The organism is Paenibacillus sp. FSL L8-0644, assembly GCF_038008165.1.
Classification (GTDB): domain Bacteria; phylum Bacillota; class Bacilli; order Paenibacillales; family Paenibacillaceae; genus Paenibacillus; species Paenibacillus polymyxa_D.
The window spans coordinates 4054639-4079973 of record NZ_JBBOYN010000001.1 but is presented as its reverse complement, the minus strand read 5'-3'; the positions used below and the strand labels follow the sequence as shown (position 1 = coordinate 4079973).

20 protein-coding genes are annotated in these 25335 nt (G+C 45.3%); 17 read left to right on the top strand and 3 right to left on the bottom strand.

Annotated elements, in window-relative coordinates:
- Positions 1 to 21: 21 nt before the first annotated feature.
- Positions 22 to 1332, bottom strand: a complete 1311-nt coding sequence (uraA, locus tag NSS94_RS18445; protein WP_341039871.1) for a uracil permease — start codon at positions 1330 to 1332, stop codon at positions 22 to 24.
- 269 nt (positions 1333 to 1601) lie between these two features.
- Here uraA and NSS94_RS18440 point away from each other — a divergent pair, with 269 nt between their 5' ends.
- The 16 genes from NSS94_RS18440 (at position 1602) to crcB (NSS94_RS18365) (ending at position 22621) form a co-directional block, all read left to right on the top strand.
- Positions 1602 to 3779 carry a RelA/SpoT family protein gene (locus NSS94_RS18440; RefSeq protein ID WP_025720225.1) on the top strand — a complete coding sequence of 726 codons (2178 nt, stop codon included), beginning with the start codon at positions 1602 to 1604 and terminating at the stop codon, positions 3777 to 3779.
- A 137-nt stretch (positions 3780 to 3916) separates the two neighbouring features.
- A complete protein-coding gene (gene dtd, locus NSS94_RS18435) occupies positions 3917 to 4363 on the top strand; it encodes a D-aminoacyl-tRNA deacylase (RefSeq protein WP_069012461.1) in 447 nt (148 codons plus the stop codon).
- A 118-nt stretch (positions 4364 to 4481) separates the two neighbouring features.
- The gene (locus NSS94_RS18430) at positions 4482 to 4643 is read left to right on the top strand and encodes a hypothetical protein (RefSeq protein WP_165150826.1); all 162 of its coding nucleotides are present in this window, start codon (positions 4482 to 4484) and stop codon (positions 4641 to 4643) included.
- 231 nt (positions 4644 to 4874) lie between these two features.
- On the top strand, positions 4875 to 5381 hold the full coding sequence (locus tag NSS94_RS18425) for a type 1 glutamine amidotransferase domain-containing protein (RefSeq protein WP_341039870.1): 507 nt from the start codon (positions 4875 to 4877) through the stop codon (positions 5379 to 5381).
- 59 nt (positions 5382 to 5440) lie between these two features.
- Complete coding sequence (locus tag NSS94_RS18420) at positions 5441 to 5911, top strand: hypothetical protein (protein ID WP_069012463.1); 471 nt, start codon at positions 5441 to 5443, stop codon at positions 5909 to 5911.
- Between the two features lie 392 nt (positions 5912 to 6303).
- On the top strand, positions 6304 to 8661 hold the full coding sequence (locus NSS94_RS18415) for a PEP/pyruvate-binding domain-containing protein (protein ID WP_029514825.1): 2358 nt from the start codon (positions 6304 to 6306) through the stop codon (positions 8659 to 8661).
- Positions 8662 to 8955: 294 nt separating this feature from the next.
- A complete protein-coding gene (locus tag NSS94_RS18410; protein ID WP_029514826.1) occupies positions 8956 to 9555 on the top strand; it encodes an acyl-CoA-like ligand-binding transcription factor in 600 nt (199 codons plus the stop codon).
- Between the two features lie 782 nt (positions 9556 to 10337).
- A complete protein-coding gene (gene hisS / locus NSS94_RS18405) occupies positions 10338 to 11582 on the top strand; it encodes a histidine--tRNA ligase (protein ID WP_307347832.1) in 1245 nt (414 codons plus the stop codon).
- Positions 11583 to 11667: 85 nt separating this feature from the next.
- Positions 11668 to 13446 (top strand): aspartate--tRNA ligase, encoded by a 1779-nt coding sequence (gene aspS / locus NSS94_RS18400; RefSeq protein WP_341039869.1) that lies wholly within the window; start codon positions 11668 to 11670, stop codon positions 13444 to 13446.
- A 152-nt stretch (positions 13447 to 13598) separates the two neighbouring features.
- Positions 13599 to 14348 carry a tRNA threonylcarbamoyladenosine dehydratase gene (locus tag NSS94_RS18395; protein WP_029515738.1) on the top strand — a complete coding sequence of 250 codons (750 nt, stop codon included), beginning with the start codon at positions 13599 to 13601 and terminating at the stop codon, positions 14346 to 14348.
- A 174-nt stretch (positions 14349 to 14522) separates the two neighbouring features.
- Positions 14523 to 15821 carry an NCS2 family permease gene (locus tag NSS94_RS18390; RefSeq protein WP_029515737.1) on the top strand — a complete coding sequence of 433 codons (1299 nt, stop codon included), beginning with the start codon at positions 14523 to 14525 and terminating at the stop codon, positions 15819 to 15821.
- A 97-nt stretch (positions 15822 to 15918) separates the two neighbouring features.
- Positions 15919 to 17736 carry an ABC transporter ATP-binding protein gene (locus tag NSS94_RS18385; protein WP_029515736.1) on the top strand — a complete coding sequence of 606 codons (1818 nt, stop codon included), beginning with the start codon at positions 15919 to 15921 and terminating at the stop codon, positions 17734 to 17736.
- A 234-nt stretch (positions 17737 to 17970) separates the two neighbouring features.
- Positions 17971 to 20112, top strand: a complete 2142-nt coding sequence (locus tag NSS94_RS18380; protein ID WP_029515735.1) for a HelD family protein — start codon at positions 17971 to 17973, stop codon at positions 20110 to 20112.
- A 358-nt stretch (positions 20113 to 20470) separates the two neighbouring features.
- Positions 20471 to 21781 carry a replication-associated recombination protein A gene (locus tag NSS94_RS18375; protein ID WP_029515734.1) on the top strand — a complete coding sequence of 437 codons (1311 nt, stop codon included), beginning with the start codon at positions 20471 to 20473 and terminating at the stop codon, positions 21779 to 21781.
- 85 nt (positions 21782 to 21866) lie between these two features.
- Positions 21867 to 22268, top strand: coding sequence for a fluoride efflux transporter CrcB (gene crcB, locus NSS94_RS18370; protein ID WP_029515733.1), 402 nt, complete (start codon positions 21867 to 21869; stop codon positions 22266 to 22268).
- The gene (gene crcB, locus NSS94_RS18365) at positions 22265 to 22621 is read left to right on the top strand and encodes a fluoride efflux transporter CrcB (RefSeq protein ID WP_029515732.1); all 357 of its coding nucleotides are present in this window, start codon (positions 22265 to 22267) and stop codon (positions 22619 to 22621) included. Before crcB (NSS94_RS18370) ends, crcB (NSS94_RS18365) begins: the two co-directional genes overlap by 4 nt.
- Before the next feature lie 114 nt (positions 22622 to 22735).
- On the opposite strand, the gene NSS94_RS18360 is transcribed toward crcB (NSS94_RS18365), so the two are convergent.
- Positions 22736 to 23566 carry a PPK2 family polyphosphate kinase gene (locus tag NSS94_RS18360; protein WP_165149671.1) on the bottom strand — a complete coding sequence of 277 codons (831 nt, stop codon included), beginning with the start codon at positions 23564 to 23566 and terminating at the stop codon, positions 22736 to 22738.
- 184 nt (positions 23567 to 23750) lie between these two features.
- Between NSS94_RS18360 and NSS94_RS18355 the strand changes: the two genes are divergently transcribed.
- Positions 23751 to 24092: a ClbS/DfsB family four-helix bundle protein gene (locus NSS94_RS18355; RefSeq protein ID WP_340932940.1), complete on the top strand. Its 342-nt coding sequence runs from the start codon at positions 23751 to 23753 to the stop codon at positions 24090 to 24092.
- Positions 24093 to 24182: 90 nt separating this feature from the next.
- Here NSS94_RS18355 and mnmA read toward each other — a convergent pair whose 3' ends face one another.
- Positions 24183 to 25304 (bottom strand): tRNA 2-thiouridine(34) synthase MnmA, encoded by a 1122-nt coding sequence (mnmA, locus tag NSS94_RS18350; RefSeq protein WP_029515730.1) that lies wholly within the window; start codon positions 25302 to 25304, stop codon positions 24183 to 24185.
- Positions 25305 to 25335: the final 31 nt, after the last annotated feature.

Here is a 25335-nt window from a genome sequence, read left to right as displayed (position 1 = left end):
TTTAAAGTTGAAAAAAAGATATCAATCTGGTGTTTTCTCGGTTAAAGGTTCCTGTGATTTATCGTTGGACCAGCCGAGCACGTCAATCAGCTTGAAGAACAAGCTGAGGATGATGCCGATGATTGTAGCCAATGCCATACCTTTCAAGGTTACAGCGCCCCAAGTGAGCGTAGTACCACTGATTCCGACAACAAGCACGATGGTCGCAAGCAGCATGTTAGTTGGCTTGGCGAAATCAACCTTTTGCTCAACGAAGATTCTTAGACCGGAGGCAGCAATGACACCGAATAATAGTAAGGATACGCCACCCATAACTGGAGCTGGAATATTAGAAACAATCGCTGAGAACGTGCCTGAAAAGGACAGCAGGATGGCAATGATAGCCGCTCCGCCAATAACCCATACAGAGTACACTTTAGTTAATGCCATGACACCAATATTTTCACCATAAGTCGTATTAGGCGTAGAACCGACAAAACCCGAAATGACGGTGGAAATACCGTTACCCAGCAGAGAGCGGTGGAGACCAGGATCTTTGGACAACTCACGCCCGACAATGTTGCTAGTCACAAGTAAGTGACCAATATGCTCTACGATGACGACCAGAGCAACAGGAAGAATCGTCAGCATAGCAGAGGTATTAAAAACTGGAGTGGTAATTGCAGGATGTCCGAAAAAAGGAGCGTCTGCGATGGCCTGTGTATTGACCATGCCCATAAAATAAGCAAGCACATAGCCCACTACGATACCGATCAGAATATGGATGATTTTGGCAAACCCGCGAAACAACACCGCACCCAGAACAGTAACCCCGAGTGTAACGAGCGAAAGAGTAATCGTTTTGGGATCTGGAGTCCATGCTTTAGTAGGATCGGCATTGATAATGCCTGCCATGCCTGCTGCAACCGGAACCAGCTCCAGACCGATTAAGGCTACGATGGAGCCCATAACAGCTGGAGGAAAAACGACGTCCAGCCAACGGGTTCCGGCATATTTGATCACCAGTGCGACGAGGCAGAAAATAATACCTGTAAAGATGAAAGCACCGAGGGCCATAGCATAGCCGTTGCCGCCGGGATTGTTTTTAAGCACAAGACTGACGGGAGCGATAAAAGCGAAGCTGGAGCCGAGATAGGCGGGGATTTTGCCACGGCAGATCCAGATGTACAACAATGTGCCAATACCGTTCATTAGCAAAATCATGCCGGGATCGACGCCGAAAATATTCGGCACCAGCACGGTACTGCCAAACATGGCAAACAAATGCTGTACGCTGAGCAGGAACCCAGGTCCTGCCGGTAGCTTTTCATTAACTTGAATTTCGCGTTGCAACGCAGTTCACTCCTTAGTTCTTTCAATTATTCTTATATACATTAATTACTTTTCGTAATTTTTTCAATATAATTCGTTTCAATTCGTCAACATTCCTCATTTTACTTATCCATGTGTGACAGAATAATGCTACAATGCCAAACCTGTAATAGTTGACGTGTGACGTGCTAACCGTCATAATTGTAGGAAATCACTTTTAAAAGGGAACCTTTGCGCGACATTGATCGGCGGGTTCCATTTTGCATAGAAAGGACACGGAATAGAGCAGAATGGGGATAGAGCAATTACTTAAAAAGGCCGGGGCCTATACCAGAGAAGCAGATCTTATCCGCATCAGGGACGCCTATGATTTTGCCGAACAGGCCCATTCCGGCCAGACTCGTAAGTCCGGTGAACCTTATATTCTGCATCCGCTTGCGGTTGCTGATATCGTCGTTAATATGCAGATGGATACCATCTCCATTATCGCCGCTCTTTTACATGACGTTGTGGAGGATACGACGGTGTCTTTGGCGCAGATTCGCGAGCATTTTGGCGATACATGTGCGATGCTTGTCGATGGTCTGACGAAACTGGAGCGTATCCAGTTCCGTTCCAAGGAAGAACAACAGAACGAAAATTATCGAAAAATGTTTATTGCTATGGCGCAGGACATTCGTGTCATTGTCATTAAGTTAGCAGATCGTCTGCACAACATGCGTACCTTGAAATATCAGTCAGAGGAAAGCCAGCGTCGGATTGCTTATGAAACGTTAGAGATTTTCTGTCCGGTTGCAAACCGACTGGGTATTTCAGCCATTAAGTGGGAAATGGAAGATATTGCTCTGCGCTATCTGAATCCTCAGCAGTATTATCGCATTGCTAATTTGATGCATAAGAAGCGGGCAGAGCGGGAGCAGTTTATTGATAATGTCATACAGCGTATCAGAGAAAAGCTGGAAGAGATGGGCATTCAGGCTGATCTGTCCGGACGCCCTAAACATATTTACAGTGTGTTTAAAAAAATGACGACGAAGAACAAGCAGTTCAATGAAATATATGATTTGCTGGCGATTCGAATTATTGTGGATAACATTAAAGACTGTTACGCCACACTGGGGATTATCCATACGTTGTGGAAGCCGATGCCGGGGCGGTTTAAGGATTATATCGCTATGCCTAAGGCCAATATGTATCAGTCCCTTCATACGACAGTAGTAGGTCCTAACGGGGAGCCTACCGAGGTCCAAATTCGCACAGTGGATATGCATCGTACCGCTGAATTCGGGATTGCGGCCCATTGGGCCTATAAAGAAGGCAACGGAGCAAACAACACTAACTTTGAGGATAAAATCACCTTTTTTCGAGAAATCCTGGAGCTGCAAAATGAAGCGAAGGATGCGTCGGAATTTGTGGAATCGCTCAAAATGGACTTTTTCTCAGACCTTGTGTTTGTGTTTACTCCTAAGGGAGAGGTCATTGAGTTGCCAGCCGGATCCGTTCCGCTGGACTTTGCTTTCCGTATTCATACCGAAGTTGGCAATCGAACGATTGGCTCTAAGGTAAATGGAAGAATCGTACCTTTGGATTATCGGCTTAAAACTGGGGATATTGTCGAAATTATGACGTCCAAACATTCTTATGGACCTAGTCAGGACTGGCTCAAAATTGCTCAGTCCTCTCACGCGCGCAGTAAAATCAAACAATGGTTCAAGAAAGAAAAGCGTGAGGAGAATGTTGAAAAAGGCCGTGAAAATCTGGAACGTGAGCTAAGAAAACGCGATATCGAGCCATCGGTGTGGATGAGCGACGACAAGCTTCAGGAAGTGGCACAGAAGTTCTCTTTTAACGATTCCGAAGATATGCTGTCTGCGATTGGTTTTGGTGGTATAACCGCAGCGCAGGTCTGTACACGTTTGACAGAGAAGCTGCGTAAGGAACAAGAAGAGGCACGGTTGATCGAATTGACGACCGAGGTCAAGGAGTACAAGCCGCAGGGCGAACGGAAAAAAACACCTACCAACGGTGTCAGCGTCAGAGGCGTCGATAATTTACTCGTTCGTTTTGCACGATGTTGTAATCCCGTACCGGGAGATGACATCATTGGCTATGTAACACGTGGACGCGGCGTATCCGTTCACCGGACGGATTGCCCGAATATTCCTTCGGGTACGGGCGAAGACCAGGCGCGTGTGATTGAAGTAGAGTGGGAAGAAGCAGCGGAAGTCAATTACAGTGTCGATATTGAGATTACGGGCCATGATCGCAACGGTTTGCTGAATGAAGTGCTTCAGGCCATTTCTGAGAACAAAACCAGCTTCTCGGCCGTTACAGGTCGTACAGATAAAAATAAAATGGCGATGATTCACATCACGATTCTCATTCGCAACACGGATCATTTGCATTCTGTTGTCGAACGGATTAAACGGGTGAAGGATGTATACACCGTGCATCGGATTATGCAATAACCTTATGAAGCGTACAGATAGGTTTATAGCCTTTGTAACATATCTTGGGTAGAAAGACCCATAGGCTGCTAAAAGAGCCGTAGTACGGCTGTGAGCACCTTTTAAAAGGGAAGGTTAAAGGAGATATCGGATAGTCGATGAAGATCATTATTCAGCGCTGTAAAGACGCTCAGGTAACGGTGAATCAAAAGGTGGTTGGCAAGATTGGAACCGGATTAATGCTGCTGGTTGGTATTGGTCAGGGAGATACAGCAGCCGATGCCGTTTATTTGGCGGATAAAACGGCGGGATTACGTATATTTGATGATGCTGAAGGCAAAATGAATGACAGCGTTCTGGATGTCGGTGGAGCCATTTTGTCTGTCTCTCAATTTACGTTGTATGGTGACTGCCGTAAAGGAAGAAGGCCTAACTTTATGGGGGCGGCCAAACCTGAGGAAGCGGAGAAGCTGTATGATTTCTTCAACAGTCAGCTTCGAGCCAAGGGCCTGAAGGTAGAAACGGGAATTTTTGGGGCTATGATGGATGTTTCATTGACGAACTGGGGCCCAGTCACACTGATTTTGGATACCGAACGTTCGTAACTATACATTCACGGCGAGGTCTGAGTAGAATAAAATAGCTGTTCAGAGGGACCATAATGTCATCCCAATTGGTGATTAGCCAGGCGGATAGCCTAAGGGTGACAGGAGAGACGAAGCTATGCGTCAAACCCCAAAAATGGACGGGCATCGAAGCACTATGCTGCTTTTTCCCGGTAGTATGCAGGAGGCAATCAGCCTTACTCGTAATGCTGATACGTTATTACAGCATGTTGCAACAGCCATAGACAAGCCAGGACGCGGCGCTTTGCCGCGCAGGTAACATTGGGTTAAATGGAGCGTTAATAAGGTGCCACCCGAAAGTAGCATAAAGTGGCCAAAAATAAAATATGTAGCATTGAATTAGTGGAGGAGCCGAAAGGCTCCTTTTTCTTTTCCGCCGCTGCGAATTGTTATAAAAACAGATCAAGCGGGTAATAACAAATCGTGGTAGAAAAATAAACTTAATTTTAAACTTGTATCAGGGATAACCGGAAAGGAGATCTGAACATTCATGAGTAAAATTGCATTTTTATTGGCTGACCAATTTGAAGATTCCGAAATGAAGGTACCTTATGATGAATTAAAAAAGGCTGGACATGAGGCGGATATTGTTGGGCTGAAGCAAGGTGAGAAAGTGAGCGGTAAGCAAGGTAAAGCAAGCTATACTATTGAAAAAGCCATTGCAGATGTGAAATCAAGTGATTATGATGCAGTTGTTATTCCTGGTGGATCATCTCCGGAAAATCTCCGTTTGGATGCAAATGTTCTGAAATTTGTAACTGAAATTAATGAGTCCAAAAAAACGATTGGCGCTATCTGTCACGGGCCACAAATTTTGGCGAGTGCCGATTTGTTACAAGGCCGGACAATTACAGCCTATCCTCCATTGAAAGATGACTTGATTAATGCGGGTGCTCATTTTGAGGATCGAGAGGCGGTTGTGGACGGTAACTTTATTACGTCTCGAACCCCTAAGGATGAGCCCGCTTTTGTGCATGAGTTGTTAAAGGCATTGTAATTTCCGTGAATGCTTCCTAGATTTATGCCAGTACAATTCCCTAACGAGGAGGATTTGATATGGCTAAACAGATTCAGGCTTATTTTCGCACAGAAGATGAAGCTGAGGGCGCTAGAGCTTCGCTTCAGGCTTATAGAACTGAACATTTGGAAGTAGGTGCTCTGGATGAGACGCTCGGTCGGGAGACGAGGGTTTTAATTCCGTTGGTCCCTTATAACAATACTGGCTCTGTGAGCACAGGAGGCTCAGCGGGTGCGGCAATCCCTGCGGCGGGTGCTTATGGCGAGAATATTTTACCAGATGTGAAGGATGGCCAGATTAACTCTGGCTCAGCCCAAAGGGATCTGGATGAAGATCGGAGCGGAACAACGAATCATGACGGAGGGTTGCTCCGTGCAACAGATGTGTATATTAACGGTGATCAAGATGAATTACGGTATGTATTATCTGCAAAGGTGAATGATGCCGATTATGATGAGGTCATTTATAAGCTGCGTTCCAATCGTGGATATGTATCGCAGTTGGATTAAAGTTGAGAGCACGGCACAAGATTGTCGATACTTGAGAATTTAGCTACAAAAGAGTGACTGTAATACAATTGTAATATTCGAAACATCATTCCTTAATATTAGCAGTTTATAATAACAGCATGACCCCCTTTTGATATATCTTTTTGAGCCTGCGGACCGTTTCCGCAGGCTATTTTCTTTTTTAGGACTTATTTGTACAGTAAGTTGCTATGAGGCTAACGATACAGGATACAAAAAAAGTGAAAGATTATTTAATTTGACACTGACTGTCTTTTTGTATAAAGTGTAAAAAGATACTAAGTCCCGAAATAATAAAAATATAAACAATAAATATACCCATTTCCAATTACGGGACCGAAATATTACAACTGAAAAAGTTAGGAAGTGTCAAAATGGGTAATGAAATAGAATGGTTTGCAGAGATAACTCCTGAGCTGCGAAAATGGACCGGAGGCAAAGGAGGGATGCTTGCTAGGATGCTTCAAGCTGGTTATCCGATTCCTAATGGTTTTATTGTTTTTCCACAGGCCTTTCAAGGGGAAAAACTTAAGGAAAAGACATGGAAAGAAATGATCAGGTATTTGGAAAAGCTTCGTAAGGATTACCCTAATGTCTCATTTGCAGTAAGGTCTTCAGCCTTGAGCGAGGATTCAGCCTTAGCTTCTTTTGCAGGAGAGTTTGAAAGTGTCTTAGAAGTACAAACAAACGAGGACGTTCTGAAAGCCTTGTATGTGGTTCACCATTCTCAATACAGTGAGAGGGTGCGGGCATACAGTGCAGTTAAGGGTTTTGAAGAAGCACACCAAATGGCGATTGTAGTCCAAATCATGGTTCCTTCTGAAATCTCGGGTGTTCTTTTTACAGCAGACCCTATTACGGGCAATCGTTCAGTAATGTCTGGAAATTTTGTGTTCGGGTTAGGGGAGCAACTGGTATCTGGTAAAGGAAATGCTCGTGTTTTCTCCTTATTTAAACCCTCAGGTCGATATAAAGGGCCAAAAGAATTACTTCCTTATATCAAAAAGCTATATTGGTATGCTTCCCGTCTGGAAAAAGCGATGGGAGAACCACAGGATATTGAATGGGCCATTGCCAATGGCCAACTCTTTTTTTTACAAGCACGACCTGTTACTACTTTAAGCCCTGGAAATATGGATACATTTGAATGGAATGATTCTTTATCAGGTGATTTTCTTTGGACGAATACTAATGTAGGTGAATCCATTTCAGATGTTGTTACTCCCTTAAGCTGGTCTATTATTCGTGCTTTGGACGAAGAACATAATGTGATTCCTGGTCATTATTTAATGTCTGGTAATATCTGTGGAAGAGTATACTCCAATGTGAGTGTACCATTGTCCGTTTTTTTTGCATTTGGGTGGAATAAAAAGTCAATATTAAAAAAAATGAGCAATGTTTTTGGGGAAATTCCAGATGAAATCCAAATTCCTATATATCCGTTTTCTAGGAAAGAGCTCATTAAAATAATGCTCCCCAAGATGCTGTATGCTTTTAAACAGACCCGAAAAGCGATGAAATTATTACCACAGCACATAAAAGAAACAGCGGCCTGGTGCACTCAAACGGAAGAGTTAATTGGCAATGTCCAGTCCAAGGAAGAATTGATTACATTATGGCGTGAGCAGCTTTGGCCTAAAAATATTGAAGCGATGTGGATTGCACTGGAAGGACCTAGTAGCAAGATGCAAAATTTTGTTCGATTGAAGGAAAAGTTGGAGAAATGGCTTGGACGTGATGATGCTAGTGTACTTCTATCTAATCTGAGCGGAAGTACAGGTTTGGCCAGCTTGGGACCTGTTGTTGGTATATCTTCAGTCGTGAAAGGTGAAATGAGTCAGGAGGATTATCTATTGGAATATGGGCATCGAGGCCCACATGAGTTTGAGCTATCGATACCTGATCCAAGAGAAGAACCGAGTTGGCTGGAAAAGCAAATCCAAGAAACAAAGAAATCTGGAATAAATGTTGACGATTTATTGTATAAACAACGTGAACAAAATGAAGTGGTTTGGAGAAGATTGGAGCAGCGTTTTCCATACAAGATAAATAAGTTGAAACGTGTCATAGCAAAAATTTCTGAAGGACCGCATTTAAGGGAAGCTGTTCGTTCGGAATGGACGCGTGTCTTCAGATTAAATCGCTCTTTCGCGCTGAAAGCAGGCGAGTTGATTGGCATAGGAGAAGATGTATTTTTTTTATATGTAGATGAGATATTGGGCTGGCTTGCAGGAGGAAGTGTTATTGAGGAGAGAATCTCGACCAGAAAAGTGAACTATTTAAAATATAAGCAACTGCCTGCGTTCCCCTCGATTATACGTGGGCGATTTGAACCTTTACAATGGATGGAGGATCCCAATCGCAGAGTAGATTATTATGATCCATATATACCATTAGATAGCTCTATCCATTCTGAAATCATTGAAGGAGTTGCTGGAGCGGCAGGTAGAATTGAGGGGACTGTACGTGTACTGAGGAATCCTGAGGATGGACACCAGCTCCTTCCTGGTGAAATACTGGTGACCTCGACAACGAATGTAGGCTGGACTCCACTTTTTCCAAAAGCAGCTGCGATTGTAACAGATATAGGAGCACCACTCTCTCATGCTGCAATTGTAGCCAGAGAGCTAGGCATTCCAGCTGTTGTAGGATGTGGAAATGCTACTACAAGAATGAAAACCGGCGACAGGGTTATTGTTGATGGTGGGCAGGGAATTGTACTAACGAGGTGAGGAGATAAATTTTTTGAATTTCTCAATAGAACCAACCTGATTCAACCTATCAGCTTCTGTACGCCGCATATTCGCCTATAAAAGCTGAAATTGGAGTGGTTTCAAGTTTTGATGTATTGCTTTACAGTCAGGAATAATACAATCCTGGGTATCGTGAAGTACAAAGGATCATGATAAACTGAGTGTAAACGCAAAATCGGGCAATAGTGTGCATGTGGTCAAAAATATATGCTGAAGCAAATTGCTCGATGAGGAGTGAAACTTGAATGAGCAATCTATTGAGGAGTGAAACAAATGTCACTTGAACACCAGCAAAATCTTGGGCTGAGGGAGCGAAAAAAAGCAAAAACCATTGCATCGATTCAAATGCATGCGTTACGCCTATTCAGCGAACTGGGATATAACGAAACTACTGTGGAACAGATTGCAGAAGCAGCGGAGATTTCACCAAGCACCTTTTTTCGCTATTTTTCGAGCAAGGAGGATGTGATTGTTACAGATAACTATGATCCCCTGCTTATATCTGCATTTGAAGAACAGCCAGCTCATTTAACTCCACTTCAAGCTGTGCGTAATGCTATGTTAGCAACCATGTCTGACATGTCCGGCGACGAAATGTCTACTACACGTGAGCGTAACCAACTCGTGATGTCAGTACCGGAACTCCGGGCTGCAACCTTGAATAATTTGACTGATACAATGCATATGATTGCTGAGATGGTTTCCAAACGGGTGGGACGAGATCCTGGAGACTTGCAGATTCGAACTTTTGCAGGCGCCGTCATAGGTGTTAACATATCTGTTATGTTGCATTATGCGGAAAATCCAACTGAAAATTTTTCTGAATTATTATCTGAAGCATTAAATCTCTTGGAGACTGGCCTTCCACTATAAACAATCGCTGAAATCCAATTTCATTATATTAAAGAAACGAGTTGTAATCTGAATTAAATAAATGGAAAACATAAAATTGAAATATGAAGATACGTAAATTCTCCCATCCTTCGTCAAAGCATGCGATAGTTCCCAAACACAGACTGTTAGGAAAAACCAGGGATACATTACATCACTAAAAGCAGTTTAGGCTTTTTAAGTCAGGCTGTTTTTTTGTATTTTGTGAGGTGTCTGCCTACCTGGCGAACATCGGAAACTCTTCGTGTCCATGTGTGACAATGATACAAAGTTGCAGAGAAGCTATAGAATGTCTTGACTTTGTCGAAGCGGTTCATTAAAATCATAAAATAATGAAAAATGATTTGATGACGGGACCAAGTACTCCGAACCCACAAGCGCAGAGAGGAATTTCCAGGCTGTAAAAATTCCCTTGATGAACGGATGAATGACCTCCCCGAGAACAGGCGGCGAACAATTGAGGAAACCCTACTGAAAGTACATTGTAATTGTGCCGACAGTGGATGGTCCTGCATAATAGCCGTACTGCGCGTTACGGGCGTTATACGTATGAGCGGAGTCAGTATATTGCTGACGGGCAATGAGTGATTTTATGCTGGTTGTCTGGACAAACTCCGGAATGTGGGTGGTACCACGGGTGATTTGTAAACGACAATCCCTCGTCCCTGTTAATGTTAACAGGACGAGGGATTTTTTGTTTTATATTGAAAGTGGAGCAAGAAGAAAGAGCACAATATGAAATACAACGATGGGGGGATACGTTAATGGCCTTTCAAAAACCGACGGGAACACAGGATTTGCTGCCGGGCAGTGTAGAAAAATGGCAAGTGGTCGAGGAAAAAGCCCGTGAGATTAGCCGCCGCTTTAATTATCGAGAGATTCGTACACCAATGTTCGAACAAACGAATTTGTTCGTTCGAGGTGTGGGTGAAACGACGGATGTAGTGGAAAAGGAAATGTATACTTTTGAGGATAAAGGGAAGCGCAGCATGACTTTGCGTCCGGAAGGAACAGCAGGGGTTGTCCGCTCCTATGTGGAGAACAAACTATACGGGGAGCCGGATGTAACTAAGCTGTATTATATCGGTCCGATGTTCCGTTATGAGCGTCCACAGGCTGGGCGTCAGCGCCAGTTTCACCAATTTGGAATTGAAGCATTTGGGGCGGTCGATCCGGCACTGGATGCAGAAGTTATTGCTTTCGGGTATCAATTCTGCCGTGAACTGGGTCTGAAAGGAGTACAGGTGGAGATTAACTCCGTCGGTAATGCAGCCAGCCGCGCAGCTTATCGTCAGCATCTGGTGGACTTCTTAATGCCAATTAAGGATACGTTGACCAAGGAGAGCCAAGCACGCATTGAGCGTAATCCATTACGAGTGCTGGATAGCAAAGATGACCAGGACAAATTTGGAGGTGCACCTTCGATTTTGGATAGCTTGGACGATGAATCTCGCACACATTTTGAGAAAGTGAAGCAAAATTTGGATGCCATGGGTGTGGAATATACAGTTAACCCGCGTTTGGTACGGGGGTTGGATTATTATACGTTGACAGCGTTCGAATTCAAAGCTGAAGGAATTGGTGCCATAGACACGATCGGTGGAGGCGGCCGCTACAACGGATTGGTTGGAGATCTGGGCGGACCGGATCAGCCAGGGATTGGTTTTGGTATTGGACTGGAGCGAATCCAGCTGATTTTGGAGCATCAAGGTGTCAAACTGAACGAATCCAAGCCGTTAGATATCTATATGGTGGCGTTGGGTGAGGCGGCAGAAACGGAAGTAACCAAACAACTATTCAAATTGCGTCAAGCTGGATTTTCCGCAGAACGAGATTATCTGGGTCGTAAAATGAAGGCGCAGATGAAATCAGCCGATCGCTTTAAAGCAAGGTATACTGCGATTCTGGGTGAAGATGAGCTGGTTCAAGGTGAAATTGCACTGAAAAACATGGAAACGGGCGAGCAGCGCACTGTTAAGCTGGATCAGCTGGTGGAAGAACTAGGATAAAGAAGATGTGTAACATCAGTCAGGGGGAGTCTCCCTCTGGCTGTCATATAGCATTAACTACTAAACATAAACAGGAGTGTGTATTATGAAAAGGAGTCATCAATGCGGCGCATTGACTCATGCGCATATCGGAGAAACAGTTACATTGAACGGTTGGGTACAAACCCGTCGTGATTTGGGGGGCGTACTTTTTATAGACCTGCGTGACCGTAGCGGAATTGTACAAATCGTATTTAATCCGGCATATTCCGGTGACGCACTGCAAATTGCGGACCGTGTTCGTAGTGAGTATGTGCTTGAGATTACTGGTACCATTGTCAAACGGGATGCAGAAACGATTAACCCGAACCTGCCTACAGGTGAAATTGAAGTGCGTGTCACTGAAATCGAAGTATTGAATGCATCCAAAACACCTCCGTTCTTCATTGAAGATGGCGTGGAAGTAGACGAGTCACTGCGTTTGAAATACCGTTATCTGGACTTGCGTCGTCCGGAAATGCATCAGACCTTGAAGCTGCGTTCCAAAGCAGCAAAAGTATTCCGTGATTTCCTGGACGGTGAGGATTTCATTGAGGTGGAAACACCGATTTTGACAAAAAGTTCCCCAGAAGGCGCCCGTGATTATCTGGTGCCTAGCCGGGTACATGAAGGTGAGTTTTTCGCCTTGCCGCAATCTCCACAACTGTACAAGCAATTGCTGATGGTTGGTGGCGTGGAGCGCTACTACCAAATTGCACGTTGTTTCCGTGATGAAGATTTGCGTGCTGACCGTCAGCCTGAATTTACGCAGGTCGACATTGAGACCTCCTTCATGCAACAGGATGATTTGCTGCCTATGATGGAGCGTCTTATGGTGAAATTGTTCAAAGAAACCGTTGGAGTAGAACTAGAAACACCGTTCCAACGAATTACACATGCAGAAGCGATGGATAAATACGGTTCAGACAAGCCTGACCTACGTTTTGGTCTGGAGTTGATTAATGTCAATGATATCGTGGCAACCAGTGGTGTGAAAGTATTTGCTTCCGTAATTGAAAAGGGCGGGGAAGTTAAAGTTCTCAATGCCAAAGGATGTGGCACGTGGAGCCGTAAGGACATTGATGACCTGGGTCCTTTTGCAGCACGTTATGGAGCAAAGGGCTTGGCTTGGATCCAAGTGAAAGAAGGCGAATTCAAGGGGCCTATCGTTAAATTCTTCACACCGGAAGAAATCGAAGCCTTGAAAGAGCGTACGGGAGCTGAAGAAGGCGATCTGTTACTCTTCTCTGCGGATAATAAAAAAGTAGTTGCTGATGTATTGGGCGCACTTCGTCTGAAAATTGGCCGTCATTTGGGCCTCATCGACGATAACAAATTCAAATTTGCCTGGGTCGTAGACTTCCCGCTTCTGGGCTATGATGAAGAACAAAAACGTTATGTAGCGGAGCACCATCCGTTCACTCGTCCGAAGGAAGAAGACCTGGCCCTCTTGGACACAGATCCAGGTCAAGTTCGTGCTCAGGCCTACGATATCGTGCTGAACGGCTACGAAGTGGGTGGTGGCTCGATGCGTATTTTCAAGCGTGAAGTTCAGGAGAAAATGTTCAAAGCGCTCAACCTGCCGCCTGAGGAAGTGAAGGATAAATTCGGTTACCTGCTGGATGCATTTGAATATGGTACGCCTCCACATGGTGGTATTGCCTTCGGTTTTGACCGTCTTGTGATGCTGCTTGCAGGTCGTACAAACCTGCGTGAAACCATTGCATTCCCGAAAACAGCTAGCGCGACAGACCTGCTTATGGATGCACCAAGCGAAGTGGATCAAGCTCAATTGGAACAGCTTCACATCCGTCTTGCCCCGAAACCTGTTACTCCTAAAGCTTAAGATGAACGTTTGTCTTTGCAAGTGCACCGAGTGGCTTGTGGATAGATTATAGAATGCCGTGAACCCGTTACCCTTTTATGGATAATGGGTTCGTGGTTTGTATGCTGGAGTTCAAGTATAGAGTTTAAATCAGTGAGGGAGGATATACCATATTGTTGCATCAATTTTCACGAACGGAACTGGCTATCGGAACTGAAGGTCTTGAGGTTATGAAAAATAGCACGGTGGCCGTGCTGGGTATCGGCGGTGTCGGTTCGATTGCAGTGGAAGCACTGGCGCGCACAGGTGTTGGACGTATCATTTTGATTGATAAAGATGTTGTAGATATCACCAATATTAATCGCCAAATACATGCGTTGACAACGACGGTAGGTCAAAAAAAGGCGGATCTGATGGTAGAGCGTGTGAAGCTGATTAATCCTGAATGTGAAGCGATTGCACTGAACATGTTTTATACGGAAGAAACGTATGAGGAGTTATTTAAGTACGAACTGGATTATGTGCTGGATGCTTCAGATACGATTATTTACAAAATTCATTTGATTAAGGAATGCCTGAAACGGGGGATTCCGCTGATCTCCAGTATGGGCGCTGCGAATAAAATGGATCCAAGTCGTTTTCAAGTAGCGGATATTTCCCAAACCAGAATGGACCCGATTGCCCGTGTCATCCGCACCAAGTTGCGTAAGGAAGGCATTACCAAAGGCGTCAAGGTTGTATTCTCCGATGAGGAACCAAAGAAGCCACGTGAAGAAATTACAAAAAAAATTGTACCTGCCAACGCACCTGAAATCCGGAAAGCGAAGCAGCCGCCTGCAAGCAATGCATTTGTACCTCCGGTAGCAGGACTGATCATGGTTAGTGTAGCCGTGAAGGATTTATTAGAACACGCTGGTGTGTAAGTTGTAAAAATAGCATGGCAGTGCATTCGTAGATTTACAGCAGTATGTATTCACTTTAAGACCTGTAGTTCTGTGCATCACATCCTTTGTGTCACAGTTGCTACAGCTCTTTTTTGTTTTGAAAAAGTGCAGCTTACTGTAAACAGATTGAACAACTTGCTGGAGGGTTTTGGTATGAAGGATGGACTATGGTCCAGAAGTCTCGGTTACAAGCCCGAGCATCATTGGAAAAAGGAATTAGCCGCTGGGGCCATTTCTTATTTTTCCGTGGTATACATTGTTATGGTTAATGCGACTATTTTGTCAGATGCCGGGATTCCCCTCCAAGGGGCGATGCTCGGGACACTGCTGACATCGATGATCGGCTGTCTACTGATGGCTTTTGGTGGGAAATCTCCAATGGTCGTTGTACCAGGGATGGGGATTAATGCCTTTTTCACTTATACGCTGGTACATTCCATGAAGCTGAGCTGGCAGGAAGCGTTGATGGTAGTTGCCGTCACAGGGGTGATATTCGCCATTGTGGCCTTTACATCATTGTACAAGCTGATTAGCCAAGCGATTCCCCATAATTTGCAGCACGGAATTACGGTAGGCATTGGTTTGTTTTTAACCTTTATCGGATTGCAAAAAAGCGGCATCGTGATTGCTCATCAGACGACTTTTGTGGCTATTGGCCATTTTAATGATCCCAAGGTAATTACGGCTTGTGTAACGTTGCTGCTCGCTATTGTATTGTTTGTGCGTAACGTTCAGGGAGGTTTACTAATTAGTATTTTGGCGGGAACTGGGCTTGCTTATATACTGGGAGCTGTAGAGCCTACAAGCACGGTACGAACCTCTGAAACGGTGCGACAGTATGGGCAATTGTTTGGAGAGCTTTCCTTTTCAGGCATTGTCTCGGTAGCTTTCTGGATCGCTGTCTTTTTGCTCCTACTCATTGTGCTATTCGAGAATATTGGTATGATTACTGCACAAACCAACATGATTGGTAGACCGGATTTATTTAAAAACAGCTTGCGTGTGTTGGCTGTAACCAATATCTTTGCCGGTATTTTGGGCAGCAGTCCGGCGGTAGCCGCTGCGGAATCGACGGCTGGTATTGCAGCAGGGGGACGCTCGGGAATGACACCGCTGGTAACTGCTATTTTATTCGGGGCGACGTTTTTCTTTATTCCACTGTTGGCTTATATTCCTGATAGTGCCATTGCACCCGTGTTGATCATCATTGGGGGGCTAATGGTGCAAAATGTGCGAGAGATGGATTTCAGTGATTTTACTGAAGCGTTTCCTGCATTTCTGATCATGGTGATGATGCCCTTTACTTATAGTATCGTAGACGGAATGGCATTTGGTTTTATTGCATACCCCGTAGCCAAGCTGGCAGCAGGACGGGGCAAGGAAGTACCTATCGCATTATATATCATATCTGTACTGTTTGTGGCAAATTTTGTGCTTCATTCTCTGGTGTAGTAAACTCGAAGATAGATTGTACTGTTCATACCCGCGCAGAGCGCGGGTGTTGTTGTTTGAACAAGAATGGTCAGACAGGAAGCGAGGTTGATGGTATATGGAAAAAGAACATCATATACACCAAGAAGAGCAGGAGGACCGGATGAAGGAAAAGCCGGGTAAAAGACCGGATAAGGCTGGCATGGGGCGGTTTATCAAATTGATTGCGAGTGCGCATCCGCCCAAAGCCATTCTGATCATCGCCCTGATTCTGACCCTGATTCAGACCATGGCTGGTTTAATCGTACCCATGATGACTAAAGGGTTGATTGATGGCTTGACCTTTTCTTCACTAAACCGTATGGTCATTGTTGGTCTGCTTGGCGCTTTTGTGATTCAAGCGGTGGCTTCGGCAGTTTCTATCTATATGTTGAACTATGCTGGGCATAAGATTGTGGCTAATTTGCGCAAACGCTTATGGCATAAAATCTTATCTCTACCTATACCTTACTTTGATAGAAATCGGTCAGGAGATACGATGAGTCGCGTCACTAATGATACAAGCCTGATTATGAACTTAATTACGGAGTATCTAGTCAATTTGATTTCTAATGTGATTGCAATTATTGGTGGTATTGCATTGTTATTTTATCTGGATTGGGTGATGACGCTCATTATTATGGCTATTGTTCCGCTAACAGCTCTAATTTTATTTCCGGTAGGCAGAAAAATGTACCGCATCTCCAAAAAACAGCAGGATGAGATGGCAGATCTGACCTCAGTGTTAAGTCAGGTTATCGGCGAAATCAGACTGGTGAAGGCCTACGGAACCGAAAGCAGAGAGGCTCAGGCTGGTGAGGATCGTATTTACCGGATGTTCCGCTTCGGTTTGCAAGAGTCACGTATCCTGGCCCTTGTAGGTCCAATTTCTACCTTCTTGTTGACTGCAGTACTGGTCATTATATTGGGGGTTGGTGGTGTTCGCGTTGCATCGGGTGTGCTGACCGCGGGGGATTTGGTGGCATTTATTTTGCTGCTATTTCAGGTGATCACACCGATGGCACAATTCACGACTCTGTATTCACGTCTGCAAAAGGTGGTTGGGGCTACTGAACGGATTCAGACGATTTTAGATCATGAAGAGGAACCGCTCGAGTTGAAGCAGGAAGCGGCAAAAGAGAGCAGAGATATTATACTTCGTGATGTTGTCTTTTCCTATACCGAAGGTGAAGAGGTTCTTCATAATGCAAACTTGGTCATTCCGGCTAACCGGACGACAGCATTCGTGGGTCCGAGCGGGAGTGGGAAATCCACCTTATTTTCATTGCTAGAGCGCTTTTATGTGCCAGATACAGGGGAAATTCGTTATGGAGACGAACCGATATCGTCATATACACTTTCCTCTTGGCGCTCCAAAATTGGTTATGTATCGCAGGAAAGCTCAATGATGACCGGAACGGTCAGAGATAACATTACATATGGCTTGGGGCGCGAAGCTGACTTGGAAGAAGTGAGACGAGCAGCTACGATGGCGTATGCGGATACATTTATTATGGATCTACCTCAAGGCTACAACACTGAGGTGGGAGAACGGGGAATGAAGCTGTCCGGAGGCCAGCGTCAACGGATCGCTATTGCGCGTGCGCTTCTTCGTAGCCCTGACATCCTCATGCTGGATGAGGCTACATCTAGTCTGGATAGCTCATCTGAGCATGAGGTACAGAAGGCCCTAGCGAACTTGATGGAAGGACGCACGACGATTGTCATTGCTCATCGTTTGTCTACGGTGGTTCACTCCGACCAGATTATCGTGTTGGACAAGGGCAAGGTGACCGGTGCAGGAACTCATACAGAGTTATTAGAGTCCCATCAGGTGTACCGTGAGCTGGCTCAAAAGCAGTTTGTGGAGATGGGGGAGAGAAGTATGGAGTATTAGAGGCCGCTTCGCGTGTGACTTGATCCTCCGATCGCTCCGCTTCTTCGGATTCAAATCACCCGCTTCGCTGGTGCCGAAAAGCTCCATACTTTTGTGAAAGAGTAGGGAATAGGGGGATTAGAAATAAGGTTGGATTTTTATGGTTAAATGTGTTACGCTTACTTTCCTTTTTTTGTGTCGGAGCAAGTGGATGATGCAGAAATCGAGACTTGATATTCTTAGGAGGTAACTGAAATGGAGAATGAGTTTCAAAGTGCCTATCAAGAAGAACAGCACAGGCTGTCGCTTGCTATGGAGGAAATTGATCGGAGATTGGAACGGCTTCGCAATACGCCAGTATACACTGGGCATGATTTTACAGAGCAAGTGCTGGAATCTGCACGGGAGGAAAAACGTCAGGCTTTGGCTAAAAGCTCGCAGGAGCCTTATTTTGGGCGTATGGATTTTGACGAGCGTGGCAGAGGGCAGCGGAAGCCGCTTTATATCGGTAAAATTGGAGTAGAGCGTGAAGAAACGTCAGCGTATCCGCTGGTGATTGATTGGCGTGCACCGATTGCCAGCTTATTTTATTCGTTTACAGGTGGTGAAGAAACCGCGTCCTATGAAGCTCCTGAGGGAACTATTGAGGGTTTGGTCTATCTGAAGCGCAACGTTGTCATTCGGAAAAGAATTCTGGAACGGGTAGCCGATACGTATAATCGTGAAAGCGACGAGCCGGCCGTTTCCGATGAGTTTCTCGTTTATCGTTTGGGTGAAAACAAGGATAACCGTTTACGGGATATCGTATCTACCATTCAGGCGGAGCAGGATCAGATCATCCGCGCGGCTAAAAATACTGCCCTCGTTATTCAGGGGGTAGCGGGTAGTGGCAAGACGACGGTAGCGCTGCATCGTCTCGCATTTTTACTGTATCAATACAAGGATCAGGTATCAGCGGACAAAATGGTCATTTTCGCACCAAACCATATGTTTCTCGACTATATTTCAGATGTACTTCCTGAGCTGGGGGTCGGAGATATTCAGCAAAGTACATTTGCAGACTGGGCGCTGGACTTGTTGGGTTTGGATTTACCTTTGGCTGATCCTGCCGAAACATTATCTTATTGGTTTGAGAGTGGCAGTCTGAGAGAGGAATCCATGGATGAGGCGCCGGGAAGATTCAAGGGTTCAGTTCACTTTATGGAGTTACTTCAAGCTTTTGTTGAACGACTGGAGCCCATTTCCGTTCCCGAGGGGGATTTTTCACCATGGGATGGAGCGGTTCTGCCGCGAACTGAGATTTTGAATTGGTTTAATGAGGAGTATAAGCCTTATCCGCTCGCGAAGCGGAAGGAGCGTGTACTGGCAAGAGTGCACCGCTGGATTGAAATGGAGCTGAAAAAGTCGCCTTCGGCGGCAGCACTCAAGGAACGCAAAAAAAAGGCAGGGGCACGGGAAAAGGCATATGCTAAAAAATGGCCACAATACGACGCACTGACGCTCTACAAGCAGCTTTTTCAAGCAGCTAAAGGGTTACCCGCAGATACGGCTGCGGAGATGAAGGCTTCTCTGCCGACTGCTATTTTTAAGGCTACACAGTCGGATCTGCGAAAACAGATTATCCGTGAAGAAGATCTGACTGCGTTAGTGTATCTCCACGTGCTGATTCATGAGGTAGAATCATCTCAACGTTTTGACCATGTGGTCATTGATGAAGCGCAGGATTTTTCACCTTTTCATATCGCATTGCTGGATTTGTTCGTCAAAGGACATTCCTTTACTATACTGGGCGATTTATCGCAGGGCATTCATGAATACCGTGGCGTACATGCGTGGGAGGAAATGAGTTCTCTTTTTGCACCGGAACATACCGGGTATTTTGCGCTTACGCGAAGCTATAGATCAACCTTGGAAATTATAGAATTTGCAAACACGATTTTGGAGCAGGGAGTTCGCGGCGGTATTACGGCAGTTCCAGTATTTCGTAGTGGCGATCCGGTGCGCACTATATCTTACGACTCATCGGTGCGTGAGCAGAGTTTGCTCACCGCTCTAAAAGAGCTGTCCTCCAGGGAGTATCGTACTGTATCTGTGCTGACACGTACCTTAAAAGAGGCTGTGGAACTGCATGAGGTTTTCACAAGTGCGGGGATGGATGTGAATTTGATTGACGGTGGTAAAAAGCAATATGAAGGCGGTTTGTCAGTACTGCCTGTATACCTATCCAAAGGTCTGGAGTTCGATGCAGTTATTGTGGCGGATGCCGACCATGAGCATTATGGAGAACGGGCATGGGATGCCAAGCTGCTGTATGTAGGATGTACCCGTGCGCTGCATGAGTTGTGGCTATTGCATGATGGCTCACTTCCTAGTTACGTACAGGCACAGACGAAGTAAACAGAAAAAGCGTTGTAAAGTACCGCCTGAGTTGTTGTATTCCTTTTTGTTTACTGTTTATCTTAGTGATGAAATTATGAAATCATGCCAGTCGAAGAACAGCCACGAAATCATCTTTCGTCTAAGGCTGTTCTTTCTTTTTTATGGGCGACTGACTTGAAGACCTACAGCTGTGCCATGACCATGCTATCTGCAACTTGTTAACGGATATGGTAGAATAAGAGTCGGTTTACACCGTATCAGAATTATAGATGACTTGAATTTTCATGTTTTTCAACCGTATGAGCGAACCTAAATATAGTATGTTTTCAAAGATAAAAGAAAGTGTTCGTTCATAAATCATAAGGAAGTGAAAGAAATGGACTTATTTTCATATTCCCAAGAGTCAACGCCAAGCAATCGGTTGCTTGCGGATCGCTTGCGTCCGACTTCACTGGATGAATATATTGGACAGGAGCATGTTGTGGGTCCAGGTAAGCTGCTGCGAAGAGCCATAGAGGCAGATCAGGTTTCTTCAATTTTGTTGTACGGACCACCGGGATGCGGCAAAACAACGCTGGCACATATCATCTCGCAACACACGCAAGGCGATTTTGTACGTCTGAATGCTGTAGAAGCATCTGTGAAAGACGTAAGAGAAGTCATTGATCTTGCACAGACGAATAAATCGATGTATGGCAAAAAAACCATTCTGTTTCTCGATGAGGTACATCGTTTTAACAGTTCACGTCAGGATGCACTGCTGCCTGCGGTGGAAAAGGGCACGATCGTGTTTATTGGCGCCACGACTGAAAATCCCTTTCACTACGTCAACGGCGCTTTAATGAGCCGTTCTACGTTGTTCCAGCTTGAAGCGCTAACGCAGGAACATTCGCTGGCTGCTATGCGCCGCGCCTTAAGCGATGCGGACAAAGGGCTTGGCTACATGCAGCTCCAGGTCGATGAAGCTGCACTGGCTCACATCGCTTCCATGGCGAACGGCGATATCCGCCGCGCTTTAAACGCGCTGGAACTGGCGGCGCTCACAACGCCTCCGCTGGCAGACGGCACGATTCACGTGACACTGGAAGTCGCTGAGGAATCCATTCGCCGCCCGATTGTCAAAGCAGATGAATCCACGCAGTATGATGTGTTGTCGGCCTTCCACAAAAGCATTCGCGGCTCCAGCGATGCCGCGCTGTTCTGGTTCCTGTACGCCGTAGAAAAACTCGGTATGGACCCGATGACCTTTATCCGCCGCCTCATCGCGGCAAGCAGCGAGGACATTGGTCTGGCGAACCCGCAGGCAATGGTGCAAGCGGTGAGTGCGCTTGAAGCCTATCGCAATAACGGCTGGCCCGAGGCCAAGCTGAACATTGCACAGGCTATTTTGTTCGCTGTGGAAAGCCCCAAATCGAATGCTGTATATACGGCGATTTCACGGGCCATGTTGGCTATGGACGATATCAAATCGGCTGAGGTGCCACTCCATTTGCGTGACGCACACTACAAAGGCTCGGAAAAGCTCGGTCATGTAGGCTACCAATATCCACATAATTATCCGAATCATTATGTGAAGCAGCAATATTTGCCCGATGCGATAGCAGACCAAACCTTCTATCAGGCTACTGAGCAGGGGAATGAGTCAAAAATCAGGCAAAACCAGCGCTGGCGGGATTCACAGTCTTAATATATGTGCGACTTAATATACAGAGTGTGTACGATATCGTCACGTTACGCCATGATCGTGCAAGTGCGAAGAAGGGGATAAAAAAATGAAAGACATGTTATTCGTTGCCGCAGGCGGAGCGCTTGGAACCTCTACCCGTTATGGCCTGCAATCGCTGCTGCCTGCGGCGGGTGCGGATTTTCCACTTGGTGTGCTGCTAATTAATTGGATCGGCTGCCTGTTTCTTGGTTGGTTCTTTACGGTAACCTTGCGATCATGGCGGATCAAGCCGCGATTGCGACTTGCCATCGGAACAGGCTTTACAGGGGGCTTTACCACCTTTTCCACTTTTGCAGTGGATGCTGTACGCCTCACAGTTCACGATCGTATGCTGACGGCTGTGTTGTACCTCCTGCTAAGCGTAGGCGGAGGGCTATTTTTGACATGGACAGGTATCCGTCTAGGTACAAAAATGACGCAGGCTGCTCCGAAGGAGGAACGCTTATGATCTGGTGGGCGGCGGCAGGCGGGATTATGGGTACACTGGCGAGATACGGGCTTGGTATGTGGGCCGGCAAGAGGTTGGGTACCGTATTCCCGTGGGGGACGTGGATCATTAACGTCAGCGGTTCATTGCTGCTAGGCTGGCTCTATGGTGAGTTTACGCAACACCAGTTGTCTCCTGCACTCTGGATGCTGTTAGGAACAGGTTTTTGTGGCAGCTACACCACCTTTTCCACATTCGGCTATGAATCTCTTCAACTGATGGAGCGCAAAGAATACCGACGCATGGCTACGTATGTACTTTCCTCTGTCGTGGTAGGAGTTGTAGCTGCGGCTATCGGGTACAGAGTCAGTTAAGCTTTATACATTTTCGAAATAACACGTAAAAATGCAATAAAAAGCTTCCAATCCCGACTCAAGGCATTCTCAGCCGTGATACGGTTTTGGAAGCTTAGTGCTGTACCTATACAGCTATTTTTTATCTCGTTCTTTGTACAATTCAGGTAAAAGGGATTCGAGTTCAGGTCTTGGATCAGGATCAGACAACTTCATTTCCTCCAGCGTTTGGACGGCAATCCGCAGCACAGTATAATCCCTATACCAACGGTTGTCTGAAGGAACGACATACCAAGGAGCTTGTTTGGTTGCGCTTAGCTCTAATACATCCTCATAATACTGGGTATATTGCTTCCAAAATTTCCGTTCTTGCAAATCACTTGGATCGAGTTTCCAGTTTTTGTGAGGCTTTTCAATTCGGTCGATCAGCTTTTCTAACTGAAATTGCTTTGAAATATGTAAAAAGATTTTAACCACCTTTACACCATTATCCAGCAACAACTGTTCAAAATGCTTGATATGCTTAATATTCCGTTTGGCCTGCTTATCGGATATCTGTCCGTGAACACGTGTAATTAGCACATCCTCATAATAAGAACGGTTAAATGCTGCAATATATCCACGTCCTGGGGTAACGCTATGAGCACGCCACAAGAAATCATGACTTAATTCCTCAGCCGTAGGCGATTTGAAGCTGTGGACCGTCACCCCCGCCGGATTCAGATTAGAAAATACCTGTTTGATGACGCCATCTTTGCCGCTGCAATCCATGCCCTGAAATATAAACAAAACGGATTGTTTTTTCTCTGTAAATAATTTGCTTTGTAATTCCGTGAAGCGTTCCTTCAATTGATCTGTTTCCTGTCGGATTTCTTCTTTATTTTTGATATTATTTGTATCCTTAGGGTCCCATTCTTTCAAAGAAACTTTTTTACCTGGTGTCAGCATTCCTAATGAATCAGACATAAAGGCACGCTCCTTTTCAATTGAAGTATGATCTTGTTTACATCATATACCCAAATGAGGATGTTATCAAAAGTTACTTACCTTAAAGGAGGAATTCAATTGGCGACGATAGCTGAGATTTCTGAAGATTTAGAAAAATGAGCTACTTCGTAAACCCATAGTGGGTACATGGTCAATACAAGATATGATCAGTCATATTATGGGATGGGACAAAAGCTTCACTAAGACACTCATACAGATTATCAATGAGGAACAAATTACGCTCCAAGAACATCCTGATGTACAAGCGTTTAACGATTCGTCCGTTGCATTCGGCAGAAATATGAAACCACATGATTTGTTAAATGAAGCTATTGCAGAGCGTAGGCGAATGATTGTGAAGCTCAAGATGGTTTCAGAATCAATGTTTATCCGTCAATTTCCTAATAGCTCATACACCATGGGAAATTTTTTGCAAGAAATGTTTGTCCAGCATGACAGACATCATAAAGAGCAGATTATGAATTCTTTACAAGCCATGAACTAAAATAAACTTTCATAAAAAAAAGTCGCCCCTTCCAAATCTGGAGAGACGACTTTTTTAATTCCTGCTATATCAATGCAAAATGGGTTTCATTTAAACCGTTTCAGGCTGAAGTTTTTCAACCTTATCAATGGTTCCTCCACCCAGACAGCGTTCCCCGTCGTAAAATACAACAGCTTGTCCAGGCGTAATGGCCTTTTGATGTACATCGAATATGACATGCACGGTCCCATCCGCAAGCCATTGTAAAGTTACTTGCTGATCAGGTTGGCGATAACGGAATTTGGCTGTGCAACGGAATTCGCCGGTCGGACGAGTATCTGCGCCTTCAATCCAGTTCACATCTGTTGCAATCAGGCTGGTAGAATACAGGCTGTGGTGACGATCACCCTGTACCACATACAGAATATTCTTCTCCAGATCCTTATCCGCTACGAACCACGGTTCGCCTGAACCTGAGCCGCCAATGCCCAAGCCTTGACGTTGACCCAGTGTATAGTACATCAGACCATCGTGGCGTCCTTTGACTTCACCAGTAGCGATATCCACCATGTCTCCACCTTTTGCAGGTAGATATCCACTCAGAAACTCCTTGAAATTACGCTCGCCGATAAAACATACGCCTGTGCTGTCTTTCTTCTTGGCCGTATACAGTCCCGCAGCTTCCGCAATTTTACGCACTTCTGGTTTCGGCAGATGACCGATAGGGAACATGGTTCGGGATAGCTGCTTTTGGCTTAACGCATTCAGGAAATAAGTTTGATCCTTGTTGCTGTCCACGCCTCGCAGCAAAGTAAAGTGGCCGTCTTCTTCCACAACCCGTGCATAATGTCCAGTAGCAACATAATCTGCTCCCAAATCCAGCGCTTTATTTAGAAACTCGCCGAATTTAATTTCACGGTTACACATGACATCCGGGTTGGGTGTGCGTCCAGCTTTATATTCATCAAGAAAATAAGAGAATACTTTATCGAAGTATTCTTTTTCAAAATTGACGGTATAGTAAGGAATGTCGATCTGTTCGCAGACACGGCGCACATCCTCCGCATCCTCCTCAGCCGTACAACGGCCAAATTCATCCGTGTCATCCCAGTTTTTCATGAAGATGCCGATTACGTCATAGCCCTGCTCCTTCAGCAGCAGCGCAGTAACGGATGAGTCGACGCCACCGGACATCCCGACGACGACACGGGTTTCATGATTGGCTTTAGCCATGGTCATCACCCAATTCTTTCAATATAGTTGT